General features: G+C 72.1%; 14 protein-coding genes. 6 read left to right on the forward strand and 8 right to left on the reverse strand.

All coding sequences use genetic code 11. The features are described 5' to 3' along the window. Complete coding sequence (locus ACWEPL_RS52140; RefSeq protein WP_452440809.1) at positions 1–915, forward strand: hypothetical protein; 915 nt, start codon at positions 1–3, stop codon at positions 913–915. An 8-nt stretch (positions 916–923) separates the two neighbouring features. Here the strand turns inward: ACWEPL_RS52140 and ACWEPL_RS52145 are convergent, their stop codons facing one another. Beyond that, positions 924–1,256, reverse strand: a complete 333-nt coding sequence (locus ACWEPL_RS52145) for an ArsR/SmtB family transcription factor (protein WP_452440810.1) — start codon at positions 1,254–1,256, stop codon at positions 924–926. A 92-nt stretch (positions 1,257–1,348) separates the two neighbouring features. Here ACWEPL_RS52145 and ACWEPL_RS52150 point away from each other — a divergent pair, with 92 nt between their 5' ends. The 4 genes from ACWEPL_RS52150 to ACWEPL_RS52165 all read left to right on the forward strand — a co-directional run bounded on the left by ACWEPL_RS52150 (position 1,349) and on the right by ACWEPL_RS52165 (position 3,750). Then, complete coding sequence (locus ACWEPL_RS52150; protein WP_452440811.1) at positions 1,349–2,341, forward strand: zinc-dependent alcohol dehydrogenase family protein; 993 nt, start codon at positions 1,349–1,351, stop codon at positions 2,339–2,341. 42 nt (positions 2,342–2,383) lie between these two features. After that, complete coding sequence (locus tag ACWEPL_RS52155) at positions 2,384–2,941, forward strand: TetR/AcrR family transcriptional regulator (protein WP_452440826.1); 558 nt, start codon at positions 2,384–2,386, stop codon at positions 2,939–2,941. Positions 2,942–3,006: 65 nt separating this feature from the next. Then, complete coding sequence (locus tag ACWEPL_RS52160; protein ID WP_452440812.1) at positions 3,007–3,342, forward strand: cupin domain-containing protein; 336 nt, start codon at positions 3,007–3,009, stop codon at positions 3,340–3,342. A 12-nt stretch (positions 3,343–3,354) separates the two neighbouring features. Beyond that, positions 3,355–3,750, forward strand: coding sequence for a tautomerase family protein (locus ACWEPL_RS52165; protein ID WP_452440813.1), 396 nt, complete (start codon positions 3,355–3,357; stop codon positions 3,748–3,750). 71 nt (positions 3,751–3,821) lie between these two features. Here the strand turns inward: ACWEPL_RS52165 and ACWEPL_RS52170 are convergent, their stop codons facing one another. Then, positions 3,822–4,142, reverse strand: a complete 321-nt coding sequence (locus ACWEPL_RS52170; RefSeq protein WP_452440815.1) for a DUF6300 family protein — start codon at positions 4,140–4,142, stop codon at positions 3,822–3,824. Beyond that, positions 4,139–7,666 (reverse strand): DNA polymerase III subunit alpha, encoded by a 3,528-nt coding sequence (gene dnaE / locus ACWEPL_RS52175; RefSeq protein WP_452440816.1) that lies wholly within the window; start codon positions 7,664–7,666, stop codon positions 4,139–4,141. Before dnaE ends, ACWEPL_RS52170 begins: the two co-directional genes overlap by 4 nt. A gap of 121 nt (positions 7,667–7,787) precedes the next feature. Here dnaE and ACWEPL_RS52180 point away from each other — a divergent pair, with 121 nt between their 5' ends. Then, positions 7,788–8,735, forward strand: coding sequence for a LysR family transcriptional regulator (locus ACWEPL_RS52180; protein WP_452440817.1), 948 nt, complete (start codon positions 7,788–7,790; stop codon positions 8,733–8,735). Positions 8,736–8,756: 21 nt separating this feature from the next. Here the strand turns inward: ACWEPL_RS52180 and ACWEPL_RS52185 are convergent, their stop codons facing one another. From ACWEPL_RS52185 to ACWEPL_RS52205, 5 genes are all read right to left on the reverse strand, one after another. Then, the gene (locus tag ACWEPL_RS52185) at positions 8,757–11,756 is read right to left on the reverse strand and encodes a GH92 family glycosyl hydrolase (RefSeq protein WP_452440818.1); all 3,000 of its coding nucleotides are present in this window, start codon (positions 11,754–11,756) and stop codon (positions 8,757–8,759) included. A 69-nt stretch (positions 11,757–11,825) separates the two neighbouring features. Beyond that, positions 11,826–13,430 (reverse strand): FAD-dependent oxidoreductase, encoded by a 1,605-nt coding sequence (locus ACWEPL_RS52190; protein ID WP_452440819.1) that lies wholly within the window; start codon positions 13,428–13,430, stop codon positions 11,826–11,828. Next, the gene (locus ACWEPL_RS52195; RefSeq protein ID WP_452440820.1) at positions 13,427–15,265 is read right to left on the reverse strand and encodes an MGH1-like glycoside hydrolase domain-containing protein; all 1,839 of its coding nucleotides are present in this window, start codon (positions 15,263–15,265) and stop codon (positions 13,427–13,429) included. Before ACWEPL_RS52195 ends, ACWEPL_RS52190 begins: the two co-directional genes overlap by 4 nt. Before the next feature lie 8 nt (positions 15,266–15,273). After that, positions 15,274–17,148 (reverse strand): glycoside hydrolase family 127 protein, encoded by a 1,875-nt coding sequence (locus ACWEPL_RS52200; RefSeq protein WP_452440821.1) that lies wholly within the window; start codon positions 17,146–17,148, stop codon positions 15,274–15,276. Next, the coding region (locus ACWEPL_RS52205; protein ID WP_452440823.1) for a golvesin C-terminal-like domain-containing protein at positions 17,145–19,214 on the reverse strand (2,070 nt) is incomplete at its 5' end. The genes ACWEPL_RS52205 and ACWEPL_RS52200, both read right to left, overlap by 4 nt.

Raw genomic sequence — 19,214 nt, forward strand, 5'->3', positions numbered from 1 at the left:
ATGGCGGCCAGACGATCCCGAAAGAACAAGCACTGGCGGACCCGGCACGACGAGGGCCACGCCCTGCGGTTGGAGATCGGCGACCTCGCCCGCGACGCCGCCGAGCCGGGCTGGACGCGGCTGGAGGTCCGCCGCGCCCAGGTCGGCTCGTACGCGCGGACCACGCTCACCCGCGACGGCCGAGAGATCGCCGCCGAGGGGCTGGACGAGCCGTTCCAGCGCCTGCGCGAGCTCTCCTACCAGGCCGATTCCGGCACCTGGTTCACCTGCGAGCTGGCGTTCCCGGTCGGCAGCCGGGGCTACACCGGGCGCGTCGACTCCTCCGCGCCGCCGTTCGAGGACGTGCCCGCGCCGGCGGCGCTGGCGGAGCTGACCACGTTCCCCCGCACGGAGTCGCCCGGCTGGCTGCTGGCCGCGCTGCCGACCGCCGCGCCGATCGGCATGCCCACGACGTACGGCGAACACTACGACCGCCGCTACAACTCATGGGGCGACGACCGCTCCGATCGCCGCCCGCCGCCTCCGCCCCCGACCCACGGGGACGTCGCCTACGTCCCGGCCGCGGCCATGACCTGCCGCGACTTCGGCCGGCGCGACGAGCGTCGCCAGCGCGTGCTCTTCCTGGCCGAGTCCGCCGACGACGAGTCCGAGCACCTCTACGTGATGGGCTACGAGGAGGTCTACCTGGTGGCCCGGCACGGCACCCACGGCACCAGCGAGGGCGTGCGCTCCATCACCCTGGATGAGTCGGCGCTCCGGTTGGAGCTGACGCCCGAGGCCGCCGACGCCCTGGGGACCGAGACCACGTTCGAGGCCCGTCTCGAACTGCCGCCCGAGACGATCGGCGAACTGCGCACCGCCCTGGGCTTCGTGCTCGGCCCTGTCGCCCAGGCCCCGGAGCGCATCGGCTTCTGAGGCCGGGGTCAGCCGGCGAGAGGCTGGGCCGCGCGGGCCTCGGACGTGGTGAGGGCGGCGAGGAGGCCGGGGAACGCTTCGTCCATCTCCTCCCGGCGCAGGGTGTTCATCCGGGCTGTCCCGACGTAGTACTGCCGGATCAGGCCCGCCTCGCGCAGCACGTTGAAGTGGTGGGTGGCGGTGGACTTGCTGACCGGTATGTCGAAGTCGCCGCACTTGATGTCCTCGCCGGAGGTGTCGAGCTGCGTGACGATGCTCCGGCGTACCGGATCGACGAGGGCCTCCAGCACCTGCTGGAGGCCGAACTGCGACACCTCGGGGTGCGGTGGTGTACGTCCCATGGGCCAATAGTACGACAGACATCGAAGTTTGACGACGATCGTACTTCTCTCTACAGTGAGCCGCGTTCGAGCTGAGAGAGAAGGGCGTTGTCATGGCGAGGACTGTGCGGTTCCACGAGGTCGGCGGGCCCGAGGTGATGCGGCTGGAGGACCTGGAGCCAGGCGAGCCGGGGCCGGGCGAGGTCCGGATCCGGGTGGACGCGATCGGGGTCAACCGGGCGGAGGCGCTGTTCCGGAGCGGCCGGTACATCGAGCCGGTCAAGCGGTTCCCGGCCGGGCTCGGCTCCGAGGCCGCGGGTGTGATCGAGGCGGTCGGCCCGGAGGTGGCCGGGTTCGAGGAGGGCCAGGCGGTCAGCGTCGTGCCGAACTTCTCCTACAACGACTACGGCATGTACGCCGAACGGGCGATCGCGCCGGCGACCTCGCTCGTGCCGCGCCCCGACGGGGTGGACGCGGTCTCCGGCGCGGCGGTGTGGATGCCCTACCTGACGGCCTACGGCGCGATGGCGGAGGTCGGCGGGATGCGGGCGGGCGACGTGGCGGTGGTGAACGCGGCCTCCAGCAGCGTCGGCCTGGCCGCGATCCGCACGGCCGACCGCCTGGGCGCCACGCCGATCGCCGTCACCCGCACCGATGCCAAGAGGCGGCGGCTGATCGAGGAGGGCGCGGCCGAGGTGATCGTCTCGGACGAGGAGGACGTGGCGGGCCGCATCCTGGCGCTGACCGGCGGCCGGGGCGCCGAGTACGTCTTCGACGCCGTCGCCGGACCGGGCGTGACGGAGCTGGCCAGAGCCGTGGCGGCCGGCGGGACGCTGTTCCTGTGGGGTGCGCAGAGCGGGCAGCCGACGCCCTATCCGGGGTTCGACCTGGGCATGCCGGCGCTGAATATGCGCACGTACACGGCGCATGAGATCACCAGGGATCCGCGGCGGATGCGCCGCGCCGCGGCGTTCGTCGCCTCGGGGCTGCGTACCGGGGCCTTCCGCGCGGTGGTGGACCGCCTGTTCCCGCTGGAGGAGATCGTGGGGGCGCACCGGCACATGGAGTCCAACACCCAGTTCGGCAAGATCGTCGTCACGACTTAGTTGCCTTCTGTACCTACTAGTATGTACGCTCGTGGCGTGGACATGAGGGAGCGGTTGATCGAGAGCACCCGCGAGCTGCTGTGGGAGCGCGGCTACGTGGGCACCTCGCCGAAGGCGATCCAGCAGCGGTCCGGGGCGGGCCAGGGCAGCATGTACCACCACTTCCGCGGCAAGCCCGACCTGGCGCTGGCCGCGATCGCCCGGAGCGCCGACGACATGCGCGGACGCGCGGAGGCGGAGCTGTCCGGCCCCGGCACCCCGCTCCAGCGGATCATCGCCTACCTGAGCCGGGAGCGCGACGCGCTGCGGGGCTGCCCGGTCGGCCGGCTGACCCAGGATCCGGACGTGATGGCCGATCCCGAGCTGCGCCGTCCGGTCGAGGAGGCCTTCTCCTGGCTGCGGACCCGGCTCGCCGCCGTCCTCGCGGAAGCGCAGGCCGACGGCGAGCTTGCCGCCGGGCCCGACCCGGCGGCCGCCGCCACCGCGCTGGTCGCGGTGCTGCAGGGCGGATACGTGCTGGCCCGCGCCGCCGCCGACGCCGAGGTGTACGCGCAGGCCATCGACGGCGCGCTCGGCCTGCTCGCCGGACATGCCCAGTGAATTGAGCATGTGAATTGAGCACGTGAATTGAGCACGTGAATTGAACGCGTGAAGGGAGCACCCCCATGAGCGCCATCAGCCGCGAGCACCTGGTGACCGGCGACCTGGCCGGCCGGCCCGGGCGGATCGACCGGGTGGAGACGCACCGGGTCACCCTGCCGCCGGGGGCGGCGAGCGGCCCGCACACCCACCCCGGCGGCGTCGCCGGTTACGTCACCGCAGGCCGGATCGTGTACGAGCTCGACGGGCACTCCGCGCAGGAGCTCCGCGCCGGGAGCGCCTTCTTCGAGCCCGCCGGCGCCACCGTCCGCCGCTTCGACAACCTCTCCACCACCGAGCCGGCCACGTTCGTGGCCAGTTACCTGCTCACCGGCGACCAGCCACTCATCGAATCGCTGTGAAAGAAGGAACCCATGCCCTTTGTTCGGATCGACGCGCTCCGTGCGGACCGGAAGCGGCTGGAGGCCCTGGGCCGGGCCGTGCACGACGCCCTGGTGGAGGCCATCGGCATCCCGCAGGACGACCTGTTCCAGGTGCTCACCAGCCATGACGGCACGCGGGGGACGTTCCGCTACGACGACGGCTACCTCGGCATCCACCGGGACGACGACCTCGTGTTCGTGGCCGTCACCATGCGCGCGGGACGCACCGCCGACCAGAAGCGGGCCCTCTACCGCCGGATCGCCGAGCTCGCCGAGGAGTACGCGGGGACCGAGCCGCGCAACGTGTTCGTCACGGTCAGCGAGAACTCGCTGCTCGACTGGTCGTTCGGAGAGGGCGTGGCACAGTACGCCGACGCCGCCCAGTGAGGCTGCCCAGTGAGGCTGCCCAGTGAGGCTGCCCAGTGAGGCCGCCCAGTGAGGCCGCCCGATAAGGCGGCTCACAGGTCGCCGCGGTAGGAGGCTTCGGTCCCGGCCGCCGGCGCGTTCTCGTCCGGGCGCGAGGGCCGGGCCCGGTCGGCCCAGTGGCGCAGCGCCCGCGCCAGCTCGGCGGTGTGCTCCGGCCGCACGGATCCGTGCATCGCGAAGTACGCGACGATCGGCCCGGCGACGGGATCGCCGGCGTCGCAGCGGGCGCACAGCAGGACCTCGCTGACGCCCCGGACCTCGTTCCCCGACGCGTTCGTCCAGGTGTGCGGCAGGCGCAGCACGGCGAGGGCGCTGTCGGTGCGGCACCGGGGGCAGGGCGGGTCGCCGGTCATGCCCCGCCGATCGCGTCCGCGCCGAGCAGGGCCTTGACGTCGCCGTAGAGCGCCGGTTCGGCGGTGACCCGGAACGGCTGGAGGTCCAGCAGCACGCTTCTGGCGCCGGGGCGGTGCAGGCGCACGTGTACGGGGGCGCGGCCGGGATGGGTGGTCAGGATGTGCTTGAACTCCTGGACGAGCCGCGGGCTCAGCTGGGTCTCCTGGATCGAGATCACCACGGGAGGCTCGGTGTCCGTCCGGGAGACGTCGAGGAGGGTGATCTCCTCGCCGTACACGCTCATCGTCTCGTCGCGGACGTTGATCCGGCCCCGCACGGAGATCACGCGGTCCTGGGCCAGCGCCTCGCCGTACAGGGTGTAGGTCTTGGGGAAGACGAGCACCTCCATGGCGGCGTCGTGGTCCTCGAGGGTGACGATCGCCCACGGGCTGCCCTGCTTGGTGACCTTGCGCTGCAGGCCGGAGACGATGCCGCTGATCCGGGTCGCCCCGTCCTGCCGACCGGAGGACAGCAGGTCGGCGAGGGTGGTGTCGCGGTTGGCGTCCAGGACGCGTTCGGCGCCGTCGAGCGGGTGGCTGGAGACGTACAGGCCGAGCATCTCGCGCTCGAAGGCCAGCAGGGTGACGCCGTCCCACTCGCCCTCGGGGATCGCGATGGAGAAGGCGCCGCTCCGGCTCGGCTCCCCGAACAGCGAGTCCTGGCCGCGGGCCTCGTTCCGCTTGACGTCGATGATCGAGTCGACGGCCTGTTCGTGGACGGCGACCAGGGCCTTGCGGTGATGCCCGAGACTGTCGAACGCGCCGGCCTTGGCCAGCGACTCGATGACGCGCTTGTTGCAGACGGCCGTCGGGACCTTGCCGAGGAAGTCGTTGAAGTCGATGTAGGGCCCCTGGGCTTCCCGGGCGGCGACGATGGCGTCCACGACGCCGGCCCCGACGTTGCGTACGGCGCCCAGGCCGAAGCGGATGTCGGACCCGACGGCGGCGAAGTCCAGCCGGCTGGCGTTGACGTCCGGGGGCAGCACCTTGATGCCCAGGCGGCGGCAGTCCGACAGGTAGACGGCCATCTTGTCCTTGTCGTCGCCGACGGAGGTGAGCAGCGCGGCGAGGTACTCCTGGGGGTGGTTGGCCTTGAGGTAGGCGGTCCAGTAGGAGACCAGGCCGTACCCGGCGGTGTGGGACTTGTTGAAGCCGTAGCCGCTGAAGGGGACGAGGACGTCCCAGACCGCCTTGATCGCCTCGGCGGAGAAGCCGCGGCCGCTCATGCCGGTGGAGAACCGGTCCCATTCGGCGTCCAGGACCTCTTTCTTCTTCTTGCCCATGGCCCGGCGCAGCATGTCGGCGGCGCCGAGGGAGTAGCCCGCCAGCTGCTGGGCGATGGCCATGACCTGCTCCTGGAAGACGACCAGGTGGTAGGTGTCGCCCAGGATGGGCTCCAGGGCCTCCTCCAGCTCGGGGTGGATCGGCTCGACCGGCTGCTTGCCGGTCTTGCGCAGGGCGTAGTTGGTGTGGGCGTTCATCTCCATCGGCCCGGGCCGGTACAGCGCGTTCACCGCGGCGATGTCGGTGAACGTGGTGGGCTGCATGAGTTTCAGCAGGACCCGCATGCCGCCGCCGTCCAGCTGGAAGACGCCGAGCGTGTCGCCGCGCGCCAGCAGCCGGTACGTGGTGGCGTCGTCGATGGGGATGTCGAGGATGTCGATGTCGACGCCCTTGTTGGCCCGGACGTTGGCGATCGCGTCGCCGATCACGGTGAGGTTGCGCAGGCCGAGGAAGTCCATCTTCAGCAGGCCCATGTCCTCGGCCTGGGTGAAGGGGAAGCCGGTCACGATCGGGCCGCCGGCCTTGGGCTTGACCAGCGGGATCACGTCGATCAGGGGCTCGCTGGACAGGATCACGCCCGCGGCGTGGATGCCGGTGCCGCGGGTGAGGCCCTCGATGCCGGCCGCGGTGTCGAGCACCCGTTTGACGTCGGGGTCCTGCTCGTACATCTGGCGCAGCTCGGCCGCCTCGCCGTGCCGGGGGTGGCCCTTGTCGTGGACGGCGGCCAGCGGGATCTCCTTGCCGCCGACCGCCGCGGGGAACGCCTTGGTGATGCGGTCGCCCAAGGCGTACGGCAGGCCCAGCACGCGGCAGGAGTCCTTGACGGCGGCCTTGGCCTTGATGGTGCCGAAGGTGACGATCTGGCAGACGCGGTCGTCGCCGTATTTGCGGGTGACGTAGTCGATCATCTCGTCGCGCCGCCGGTCGTCGAAGTCGAGGTCGACGTCCGGCATGGAGATGCGCTCGGGGTTGAGGAAGCGTTCGAAGATCAATTTGTGCTCGATCGGGTCGAGCTGGGTGATTCCCGTGCAGTACGCGACGATCGACCCCGTGGCCGAGCCGCGGCCGGGTCCCAGGCCGATGCCGCGCTCCCGGGCATGGCGGCAGATGTCGGCCACCACCAGGAAGTAGCCGGGGAAGCCCATGGCCTCGATGACCGACAGCTCGTAGTCGATGCGGTCGAGCACCTCCTGCGACGGCCGGCCGTAGCGGTGGCGGGCGCCTTCGAGGGTCTCCTTGCGCAGCCAGCTGGCCTCGCTCTCGTCCTCGGGCACGGGGAAGCGCGGCGTCAGGTCGCGGTGGGCGAACACCTCGGCGTAGTCGCCGACCCGCTCGGCGATCAGCAGCGTGTTGTCGCAGGCCCCCGGCACTTCGGCGTCCCACAGCGCGCGCATCTCGGCGGCGGACTTGACGTAGTAGCCGCTGCCGCCGAACCGGAACCGGTCGGCGTCGGCCAGCCGCTTGCCGGTGCCCACGCACAGCAGCGCGTCGTGCGCCGGGGCCTGGTTCTCGGTGACGTAGTGCGAGTCGTTGGTGGCCAGGGGCGGCAGGCCGAGCTCCTTGCCGAGCTTGAGCAGCTCCTCGCGGACCCGGCGTTCGATGGCCAGGCCGTGATCCATCAGCTCCAGGAAATAGTTGTCCCTGCCGAAGATGTCACGATAGCGGGCCGCCGCCTCGACGGCCTGGGCGTACTGGCCGAGCCGCAGCCTGGTCTGCACCTCGCCGGACGGGCAGCCGGTCGTGGCGACGATGCCCTGGCCGTACTCGGCGAGCAATTCATCATCCATACGCGGATATTTCTGGACGTGGCCTTCCAGCCAGGCCCGCGACTGCAGCCGGAACAGATTCCGCAGGCCCTGCGCCCCGGTCGCCCACATCGTCATGTGCGTGTACAGGCCGCGCCCGGAGACGTCGCCACCCTCGCCGGTCTCGTCGTTGGAGCGGCGCAGCGCGAGGTTGTCGCTGTAGTACACCGGCTGCCGGTGGTGCCGCGAGAGCGGGGCGACGTAGCTCTCGATGCCGATGATCGGTTTGGTCCCCGTCTTGCGCGCCGCCTGGTAGAACTCGTACGCCCCGTGCACGTTCCCGTGGTCGCTCATCGCCACCGCGGGCATCCCCTGCCGGGAGACCTCGTCCATCAACAGCCCGACCTTGGCCGCGCCGTCGAGCATGCTGTATTCCGTATGCACGTGGAGATGCACGAAAGATCCCACCGAGACCACGCCTCCTGGTTGTAGGCTCACCCGCGAACCCGAGCATTCGACCCGAGAGCAGGCCCGGTTGTCCAACAATCGACACACCGAAGAGCCACAACCACCAGTGGTGGAAGAGGTGGCGGCCGACCTGGACCTCGCCGCCGTCCGCGCCTTCGTCGTCATCACCGAGGACCGCTACTTCAGCGAGGCCGCCGCCAGGCTGGGCATCAGCCAGCAGGCCGTCTCCAAGCGGATCGCCAAGCTCGAGTCCGACCTCGGCGTACGGCTGTTCTCCCGCACCCGCACGGGGGCCGACCTCACCGAGGACGGCAAGACGTTCCTGCACCACGCCCGCGCCCTCGTCGGCATCGCCGACCAGGCACGCGAAGTGCTGCAAGGCCGGCGCCGCTCGCTCCGGGTCGACGTCCTGGACACCCGGCTGCGCTCCAGCGACCTGATCCGGGAGTTCCACGAGACCGTCGAGGACGTGGACGTCGAGGTCATCACCTCGAACGGGCTCAGATCGGCCCGCGGCGCGCTCGTCCGCGGGTCCCTCGACGCCGCCTTCGTCCGTGTCAGTGGGACGCTGGAGGAGGACCTGCGGCACGTGCCGGCCTACATCGAGCCCGTGCATCTGCTGGTCGGCCGCGACCATCCACTCGCCGGCCTGCGGGAGGTGGAGGTGGAACGCCTGTCCGGGACGACCGTGTGGATGCCCGGCAACGTCCCGGACAGTGAATGGGCCGAGTTCTACCGCCTCCTGAGCGCCGCGTTCGACATCCCGATCGACACCGCGGGGCCGGACTTCGGCTGGGAGTACTTCGTGGAGCAGATCGGCTCCGGCCAACGCATCGGGTTCGTGGGGGAGGGGCTCCGGATGCCCTGGCACCCGCGTACCGTCCAGATCCCGGTCGTCGCCCCCGCCCCCGTGTACCCGTGCTCGCTGCTCTTCCACCGGCACAGCCACCATCCGGTGCTGGCCCGGCTCGTCCGGTACGTCACGGACAACTACCGGCCGTTCGACCCGCGCCGCCAGTGGCTGCCGGACCCCGACCGCGCCGCCTTCAGCGCATGACCGAGGTGGGTGCCCGGCCGGTCAGTCGCGGGTCGTGAGGGCGAAGATCTTGACGTTGGGCATCGCCGGGCTGGTGAACGAGACCGCCTCGCGGGCCGCGTCCACCGGCACCGACACCCGCCAGATGCTCACCTTGCGGCCGTCGGCAGTGTTGTTGACGTTGTAACGGGTGTCGGCCGTGATCGCCGCCTCCTCGCCGAAGCGCGGTGACGCGCTCGCCCAGTCGGTCACCTTCAGCGGGGCCGTGGAGGTCGTGCCGTCCGCGTAGGTGATCGTGAGCTCGGTCTGCTGGTCGCCGTTCACGGCCGTGACCAGCAGGTCGAGGGCCTGGTAGCGGCCCGGCGTGAGGTAGGTGCGCTGGCCGCGCAGGCTGTGGAAGTTGCCCGCCGTTCCCTTGGTCTCCGGGATCAGGTAGGCGCCGCCCGACACGGTACGCAGGCCCGGTTCGGGCAGTTGCTCGGCCGGGAAGCTCCAGCCCTTGCCGTCCAGGTTGCCCTGGGGCTTGGCGTCCGTGGTGGCCACGCCGTCCACGTCGTACTGGAGTCTCTGGGCGCAGGAGGAGCCGGACGGCTCGCACGCGGCGGGCAGGTTCGGGATCGGGGCCTCGGCGGCGGGGACGCGGTCCACGGGGAGGTCCCCGGGTGCGGTCGCCCACGAGGCGCCGGGAGTGGCGCCGACGTTCACCACGACGTCACCACCCTTGTCGAGCAGGGACTCGGGCAGCCAGGAGCGGGTGTACGCCTTGCCGTCGACCTTCACGTCCTGGACGTAGACGGCCTCGGGGGCGGCCTGCGGGGCGCTCACGGTGATCGTCCGGCCGTTGCCGCGCTTGATCCACGCCTTCGGGAACATGGGGCTGGACAGCAGCATCTCGGCCCGGCTCGGCGTCTGGGGGTACATGCCGAGCGCGGCGAAGACGTACCAGGCGGACATGGTGCCTAGGTCGTCGTTGCCGGGCAGGCCGCCGGGGCCGGTCTTGTAGACGAGGGACGCCATCGCGCGTACCGTCTCCTGGGTCTTCCACGGTTGCCCCAGCGCGTTGTAGAGCCACGGGACGTGGATGCCGGGCTCGTTCGTCGGGTCGTAGCGGAAGCCGTCGCCGCCGGTCGCCCACGAGCCGTCGGCGCGGTGGAAGAACGTGTCGAGCCGCTTGGCCGCCTGCTCCCGGCCGCCCATGGCGGCGGCCAGCCCCGAGACGTCGTGCTGGACCATCCAGGTGTAGGTGGCGCTGGTGCCCTGCGCGAAACCGGCGTCGGAGGTCGCCGAGAACGGCCACAGCCAGCTCCCGTCGGCCTTGCGCGCCTGCTGGTAGCCGCCCTCCGGCCCGGCCGACGGGTTGAACGTGTTGCGCCACCAGCTCGCCCGCGGCATCAGCAGGTCGCGCTCGGCGGTGCGGCCGAGCCGGCCCGCCCAGTCCGCGAGCGCGAAGTCGGCGGTCGCGTCCTCCAGCGTCTCCGCCGCGCCGCCCCAGCAGTGGCAGGTGTCCTGGGGCGCGTAGCCGAGCCGCAGGTACTCGGCCAGGTTCGGGCGCTGGCCCTCGCACTGCCCCGGGCACCCCTTGTCCGACAGGCCGGACGGGTGCGGCACGGTCGCCTGCGCGAGCAGGGAGTCGAAGGCCCCGCGCACGTCGAAGTTGCGCACGCCGAGCGCGTAGAAGCCGGCGAGCGCGGGGGCCGACGGGTCGCCGGTCATCACGTGGGTGGGGCCGTTGACGTGCACCCAGCGGTCCCAGACGCCGCCGTTCTGCCGCGCCAGGTTGTACAGGGACTGGGCGTAGTCCCCGGCGACCCGCGGTTCGAGCAGGGCCAGGAGCGGGGTGTGCGCGCGGTACTGGTCCCAGCCGGAGAAGTTGCCGTACTGGACGCCCTGGCCCCGGGCCAGCCGGTGCACCTGCCGGTCGCCGCCGAGGTAGGTGCCCGCGACGTCGCTGGTCACGTTGGGCTGCAGGTAGGCGTGGTACATCGCCGTGTAGAACGTGGTCAGCAGGTCCGCCGAGCCGCCGGCCACCTCGACCGAGCGCAGCCGCTCGTTCCAGGCGCGGGTGGCCCGGGCGGCCACGGACGCGACGTCGTCCCGCCCGGAGATCTCCTCGGCCAGGTTCTGCCTGGCCGCCGCCAGGCTGGTGTAGGAGATGCCGACCTTCATGCGGACGTCGGCGCCGTCGAAGGTGACGTACCCGCCGGAGCCGCGGCCCGCGCGGTCGGCGCCCGTGGCGTAGCCCTCGCCGCCGCTCGCCGTCGTGGTGCCGGGACGCAGGTCGCCGTTCACCCAGGTGCCGGTGGCGGCGAAGGCGCGGTCGAACGAGGCGGCGAAGTGCAGCCGGTAGTAGCTCTTGCGGTTGTTGACGCCGCCGTTGGCCCGGCGGCCGCAGAACGCGCCGGTCAGCACCGAGCCGGTGACCGTACGGGTGGCGGGGTCGATCGTGATCTCGGCGTCCTCGCTGCCGTTGAGCGAGTTGGACACCCGGAACAGCAGGCTGGCCGGCGAGCCCTCCGGGAAGCTGAACTCGCCCACGCCCGCGCGGGTCGTGACCGCGAGGTCGGTCCTGACGCCGGAGTCCAGCGTGACCGCGTACCGGCCGGGCCGCGCGCTCTCCTTGTCGTGGCTGAACGTGCTCGCGTAGATCGCGTCGGTCGTGTCCGCGGTCGGCGACGAGGTGATCTGGCCGGCGAACGGCATGATCGGGACGTCCCCGGCGGCCCCCGGATGGCAGCCCGCGCCGTTGACATGAGTGAGCGCGAAGCCCCGCACGCGGGGCGTGTTGTAGGAGTAGCCGTTGGCGCCCGCGGCGTTGGTCTGGTCGCCCGCCGTGTTGGTCGGGCTCCACGAGATCATCCCGAACGGCAGGACGGCGCCGGGATAGGTGTTGCCGCCGTTGGCCGATCCGATCAGCGGATCGACATGGCGTACCGGATCGGTGACCTTGGCGGGGGAGTGGGCTGCGGCTGCCGGGACGGCGACGGCCGTGCTGAGCACCGCGCCGATGATCGCGGCGGCGAGCCACGAGCGGGAAGTGAACACCTCATGATCACACCGGCTCACACTAACTGAGCCATGAACGCCTACGTAAGGCCAAAAGTCCGGAAGTGGTCAGTATCCCCGCACCTGCGGCCAGGCCAGCTCGAAACCGTCGGCGACCAGCTCGGCCTGGAACCGTTCGAGCGCCGCGGGATCCTCGTGGACCTGCGCCGGTTCGAGCCGGTTGCCCAGGCAGTGCGCCGCCAGCGCGCCGGCCGCCTCGCCGGCGTTCCACTCCACCGGATGCAGGCGGTAGCAGCCGTTGGTGATGTGGGTGGTGCCGAGGTTCTTCCCGGCGGCCAGCACGTTGCGCACGCGGACGGGCAGCAGCGCGCCCAGGGGGATCTGGAACGGGCAGCTCGCCACGTCGATGTAGTTGTCGCCGCCGGTGGAGGGGTGCAGGTCGATGCGGTACATCCCGACGCCCACGGTGTCGTGGTAGGCGACCGCGCCGTGCTCGCCGCGCACCGCCAGCGACAGGTCGTGCTCCACGACCGTGCGGCGGGCGCGGATGCGCCGCGACTCGCGGATGTAGGGGCTCTTGGCCAGGCCGTCGGTGGTGCCCATGACGTCGGGGCGCAGCCGCAGCCCCGGCCAGCCGGTGCCGCCGTCGGGCCGGGGCGCCTCGGTCTGCAGCCAGTGGAGCATGCTGAGCGCCTGGTCCCTGGCGCCCTGGAGATGCCGGGCCCGCTCGTCCTCGGTGACGCCGATCAGCGGCCCGGGGAGGTAGTCGATCTGCGGCCAGTTGACCACGACGACGTCGCTGACCGCGAAGCCGGGCTCGAACACCTCGCGGCACAGGATGCGCCGGAACACCCACAGATCCGTGTCTCCCGGGTCGCGGCTCTGGTCGGCGACGACCGGGCCCGACGAGGCGTGCGGCACGAACCTGCGCGGCTTCGGCTCCAGCGTGCGCGGGTCGGGCGCGACGAGGCTGAGCAGCCGGTCCGGCCAGAACGGCGGCCGGTAGTCGCGCCAGAAGGAGTAGTCCTTGGGCCGGTCGACGGTGTGGTCCTCGCCGGCGCGGTGCTCGACGGCGAAGACCCAGGAGAACGCCTGCATGTTGGCCGGCTGCGCCTGCGCGGGTGCGCTGGGCTCGCCGGTCTCCGCGGCCGACTCGAAGCCGGTGACGTGCTCGATCCCCGCCAGGGGCAGCAGGTCGCCCAGCTCGGTGGCGTCGAGCACGTACGCCGCGCGCACGTGGAACGGCTCGCCGTCCGGGCCCGCGAAGGTCACCCCGGTCACCCGGTCGCCCTCCACGTCGGCGGCCACCGGCCGGTGCAGGTAGCGGATCGTCAGCCGCCCGGCGGCGAGGTACGGGCCGACCATGTCGGCCAGCACCGCGGCGGCCACCCGGGGCTCGCAGCAGAGCCTGCTGACCGTGCCGCGCCCCGGGTTGAGGTCGGGCGCCTCCCGGGACTCGCGGGTCAGCGGGTACCAGGTGCGGTAGTGGTCGCGGATGGCGGTGCGTAACCTGCGGTAGGAGCGGGTCGCGCCGAACTGCTCGATCCACGGATGCTCGTCCGGCGGCACGCCCTGGCTGGTGAGCTGCCCGCCCAGCCAGTCGGTCTCCTCGGTGAGCACGACGGTCCGGCCGCGCCGCAGCGCCGCCAGCGCCGCGGCGACCCCGCCCATCCCGCCCCCGACCACCAGGACGTCCGCCTCGGCGCCGCTCAAATCACATCACCTTTCTCGAAGAAGTCGACCTCGCCGCGTTCCATGAGGACGATGAGGCTCAGCAGCGCGCCCCAGGTCTGGAACGGCTCGCTGTTGGGCTTGTCGCACGCGCCGCCGTGCACGCTGGAGTAGTTCTCGTGCACGTGGCGGTGCTCGTTCCATTCCTTCAGCACGAGCCGGGAGCTGCCTTCGGCGAGCCACGCGGCCGCGGGCCGTTCCCCGGCGCGCAGCAGTCCCAGGTAGACGAGGAAGTTCACCGGCGGCCACGCCCGTCCCGCCCAGTAGCTGCCCTCGCCGACGTCGACCGGCTCGCCGCGGGGGGAGGTGGGCAGCAGCCATTCGCCGCCGAAGCCGTCGTCGGTCATCAGGAGCCCGGACACCATGCGCCGGGTCCGTTCCCCCGCGCCGACGCCGGCCAGCAGGGGGTAGAAGCTCATCGTGGACAGCCGCTCGGTCGGCAGCCCGGTGTCGGTGCGCCTGCTGCGGTAGACGCCGCTCGGCTCGTTCCACAGGGACTCCATCGCCGCCATGACGGCCGCGTGCCGCTCGCGCAGCTCCGCCGCGGCCTCCCGGTCGCCGAGGACGTCGGCGATGTCGGCCAGCGCCTCGCAGTCGGCCGCGTACAGGCTGTTCAGGCCCACGTCGTGGGCGGCGAGCAGGCTCTTGGCCTGGTCGAAGGGCACGTCCTCGAAGACCGGGTGGTTGTCCCAGCCGGTCTCGCAGGTCGCGCCGAAATGCTGGTGGATGCGGGGGATGTCCTGCGGCGAGGGGAACTCGGGGTCGAAGTACGTCGAGCCGGCGCACAGCAGGTCACCGTCCCGGCGCACCCGCCACCACCAGCGGTTCCAGGACAGCAGCGGCTCGAAGCACTCCTCCAGGAACCACCGGTCGCGGAACCTGCGATAGAGCTCCCGGACCACCAGCGAGCCCACCGGCGGCTGGGACCCGTCGTGGGTCGTGCGGCCGGTGCCCTGCTCGACGTTGGGCACGAAGCCCTCCGGCGTCAGGGCCCGCAGCATCTCGACGGTGTTGACGTAGGCGAGCTCCTTGCTCGACACGGCCGCCAGCAGCGCGTTGAAGAACGCGTCCCAGCAGAACAGGGCGTAGCCGCCGCGCTTGCCGACGTTCCAGAGCCGGCTGACGGTCGTGATCACGCGGGAGCGTGCGGGCTCGTAGATGGTGTTCCAGGAGATGGCGTCCCTGACGATCTCGCGGTGCTGCGCCAGGGGGTCGGTGCCGGCCCCCCCGATCGCGGCCGAGGCGCGGGCGACGATCCGCGCGATCTCCGGCAGGTCGCGGGCGCGGCCGGTGCTGATCCCGACGGCGCCGGTCAGCTCCATCGCCAGGTACGGCCCGTCGACGTCGGTGTAGGGGTCGTCGACGTGCGGGGCCGTGCAGAAGACCGCGACCGTCCCGCCGGGCCCTTGGGCGGTGATCCGGTCGCCCTCGCGGGAGACGGAGCCGGGCCGGTTCCACAGGTAGGCGACGCCTGCGGTCAGCAGCGCGCTCTTGTGCTGGTTGGCGGTGGGCGTCACCAGCACGACCAGGTCGTCGCCCGCGTGTGCGGTCTGCACCCGGATCGTGACGCCCGCCCACGTCACGGTCGTCTCGGTGTAGCCGCCGTCGTAGGCGTGCCGGCCCAGGGTGACCGTCTCCGCGCCCTCGGTGCGGCGGCCGATCTGGGCGGCGCGCAGCGACGTGCCCCGGTAGTACTCCTTCAGGCCGAGGGACAGGCCCAGGGCGTCGGGAAGGAGGACGTGGGTGAGCACGCTGCGCGTGTCCCAGGTGTTCCAGCCCCGGGCGAGCGAGGCCTGGACATGGGCGTAATGCGGCATTTTTTCCTTCATAGGGGGATCCACACCCGCATGGCGTGCGGGCCGCGGTTGGCCCAGGCGTAATAGGGGATCAGCGTGAGCTCCGTGGGCCGCGCCTCAGGGGCCGGCTGCCCATGGGGCCGGTACGGGGACTCGGCGGGCCCTCCTGCCAGCGCGCCGCCGGCTCGGAGCACGGTCACGCCGCCGAGGAGGTCCGGCCGGTGTTCGGGCCGCGGCGGCGTGGCGGTGTCGATGCGGAGGTCCTCCAGGACGACGCCGGACGGCTGGTCGGGCTGCTCGATCGCGTAGACCAGCGGCCCGCGGGTGACGGCGACGCACCCCCGCGTGGCGTCCATGCGATCGTCGGACACCATGAACCGGGCGGGCATGGGCATCCGCAGCACCACCCGATCGCCGGGCCGGAACACCCGGCGGACGCGGGCGTAGCCGCCGGGCTCCACCGGCTTGCCGTCCACGGTGGAGCCCTCGGCCCAGTCCGGTACGCGCAGCGCCAGCTCCATCTCGCGCGGCGGCGCCTCGCGCACGGTCACCGTGACCAGGCCGTCCCACGGATACTCGGTGCCGACGTCCACGGCGAGCCCACCCGAGGCCAGCGAGCTCCGGGCGTACAGGTGCACCTGGAGGCCGTCCTCCGTGCCGGTCGCCAGATACGTCGGCAGGGCGGCCAGCGTACGCATCACGTTGGGCGGGCAGCAGGCGCAGTTGAACCAGGGACGGCGGCCGTGCGCCGGTGACCGCTGCACGTCGCCCCGGGCGCCGGTCCGCCGGTGCAGCGTGTTGACGTAGAAGTAGTCCGCCTCGGTCAGCGACACCGCAGGCAGCAGGGCGTTGTACAGCAGCAGCTCGATCTGGTCGGCGTAGGCGGACTCGCCGGTGGCCAGCAGCAGCCGCCACGCCCACTGCATCGCCCCGATCCCGGCGCAGGTCTCCGCGTACGCCCGGTCGGGCGGCAGCTCGTACGCCTCGCCGAACGCCTCCCCGTCCCAGCGCGCGCCGACGGCGCCGGTGACGTGCTGCTTGCGGCGGCGCATCGCGTCGTACTGCCGGCGCATCACGGCCAGCAGCTCGGTGTCGCCGGTCTCGATGGCGACGTCGGTGGCGCCCGCCGCGAAGTAGACGGCGCGCACGGCGTGCCCCTCCACCGTCTCCGCCTCGCGCACGGGCAGCCGGTCGGAGTAGTGGGCGGGGTCGCCGTAGTGCGAGGGGTCGAAGCCCGGTTTGACGGCACGACCGTGCCCGCGGGCCTCGACGAAGTGGCGGGCCAGGTCCAGGTACCGTCGTTCGCCCGTCTGCCGGTACAGCTCGACGAGCGCCATCTCCACCACGGGGTGGCCGTCCAGCTCCTCGCGCAGGCCGGGGCCGAACGTGCCGGTCAGATGGTCGGCCAGCCGGGTGGCGACCCGCAGCAGCTCCGTCTCGCCGGTCGCCCGGGCCGCGGCCACGGCCGCCTGCATCAGGTGGCCGGCGCAGTAGTGCTCGTGGCTCATCCACAGCCGCGCGTACCGCTCCTCGCCGCGGACCTGGATGGCGGAGTTGAGGTATCCGTCCTCGCGTTGCGCCGTCGCGATCGTGCGGCCGAGCGTGCGCAGGTGGTCCAGCAGCGCGTCGTCGGGGCTGCGGGCGTGCTCCCAGGCGACCGCCTCCAGCCATTTGTAGACGTCGGAGTCGCGGAAGCTCGCGCCCTGGGCGTCACCGGTGGCCTCGCCGGCGGCGATCCGGAGATTGCCGATGCTGCCCGCGTCGGCCAGCCGTTCGTGCCCGAGCGGGATCGCGGTCCGGTTGGCGTCCAGCCGCCGGGCCCAGAACCCGCCCGCCACGCGGCTGCCCGAGAGCGGCAGCGGGCGCAGCGCCACCGCGGCGGCGGGGCTCGGTACGGCCGTCATGCGGGCGCCTGCCGGCGGAACCGGACGGCGTCGGCGATGACCACGCCGTTGGCCGCGTCGCTGAGCTCGACATATCCCTCGAGGCCGGCCCGGAAGGAGAAGGTGCCCAAAGACGTCCATTCGCCCATGCGCGGGTCGGGCACGCCGCGCACCTGCTGGTTGACGGCCACCGCAGTGGTGCCACCGGCATGGTGGACGACGTAGGGGGCGTTGGTCGCCCGATTGGGGTCGGCCGCGTAGGAGACGAGCACCTCGTAGCGATCCTCGCCCGGGAGCGCCGGTCGCCACCGCGCGGTGTTGGCGCCGGTGCCGCGGGCGTGCGTCAGGTAGTTGAAGCCGTAGTATCCGCTGACGCCCCTGCTGCTCGGCCAGGTGCCGGTGGTCTCGAATCCGAGCCCGCCGTTGTCGACGGTGACCTCCTCGCGGACGTCCGGCGCGGCGGAGCCCCGGACGAGGCTCAGCTGGTCGAGCGAGATGGCCGTGCCGCCACCCCGGCCGGCGCCGGCCAGCGTGAAGCGGATGGTGTGCGGGCCGGGCAGCAACGCCATCCGGCCCAGGTAGGCGACGTCGTAGCCGTCGCCGCGGAACGACGTCAGATCCAGCGTGGAGGTGCGCGGCGCCTTCCCGTCCACGGTCACCGTCACGAGGCCCCCGTCGCCGGAGCGGAAGTAGCGCAGCCACAGTTCCGGCCGCCCGCCCGGGGCGACGATCAAGGGGTACTCGATGTGGTCCCCGATCGCGCCGGGAGTGAAGACGGCGCGGGCGCCGCCGCGCGCGGTGGCCTCCTCCACCACGGTCACCGTCCCGCCCGAAAGCTTGGCCCGCGCCGCCGGACGGCCCAGGTCGTACGTCCTCTCGGCCAGCTTCGGAACGGTGACCAGGCTGTCCCGGCCCTGCGTCAGCCACTCCAGGTTGAACCGGGCGGCGGCCACGCGCCGCGGAGAGCCGTCGAGGTCGCCGTCGCAGCCGTAGAGGAGGATGATCGTGCCGTCGGACAGGGACGCCAGGTCCGAGTAATATCCCCGGCCCGGGTTGACCGAGCGGCTGTACCTGAAGGAGTGGCCCTCGTCGTAGCTCACCGCGACCGTCATGTTCCAGCGCATCGGCGAGTCGGGCCGGCTGAACAGCACGCGGTTGACGTCCTCGCTGCCCGGCCCGCCGGTGTAGCGGATGAGGCCGGTGTCGACGCCGTTGAAGAGCGCGGGGCTGAAGTCCATCCTGGGCGGCGACCAGGTCAGGCCGCCGTCCGTGCTGACCGCGATGTCCCGTGGCCAGTCGTTGCCCGAACCGGGCCGGCTGTTCATCACCACCGTGCCGTCCGCACGCTGCACCAGCCTGGCCTCGCCCACGACGGGGTAGCCGTCGCCCATCGGCACCTCGCCGCCGGACTGCCACGTGGCGCCGTGGTCGTCGCTGTAGACGGTGGAGGCGCCGTAGTGGCGATCGGCGGTGGGGACGCCGGTGATGATGGTGCGGTGGGACACGGTGAGCAGCAGCCGGCCGGAGTCGAGCTGGATGCCGTGGCCGGGCCCCGGACCGTGCATCGCCCAGTTGTACGGGAAGTGGTCGAAGAGCCCGGCCAGGCTGCGCGGTTCGCTCCAGGTGACGCCGCCGTCCTTGCTGGAGATGACGTACACCGTGCTGGAGTCGGCGGAGCAGCTCGTGTTCTCGGGTAACTGCACGCAGAGCCCGTGGAAGAGGAACACCTCGCCGGTCACCCGGTCCACCACGAAGGTGGGGTTGGACCAGGACTCGCCGTCGACGGACGCCGCCACCGTCTGCGACGGGTGCCAGGTCTTCCCCCCGTCGGTGCTGCGGCGGACGAGCAGGTCGTGCGGTCCGGCGTCGCACACTTTGTGCCGGCCTTCCGTGCAGGCCAGGATCGTGTCGTCGGGCAGGACGGCCAGGCCGTACACGTGGTAGCTGGCCAGCGGATCCACGGCGGAGTCCCACAGGGTGGCCTCCGCGAAGAACGGCTGGGGCCCGGCCGGCGGCGCCGGGGCGGGGGCGGGGAGGGCGGCCGCGGCGGCGCCCGCCGCGAGCCCGCCGGCGAAGGCCCCCCCGCG

Source organism: Nonomuraea sp. NPDC004186 (genome assembly GCF_053603495.1).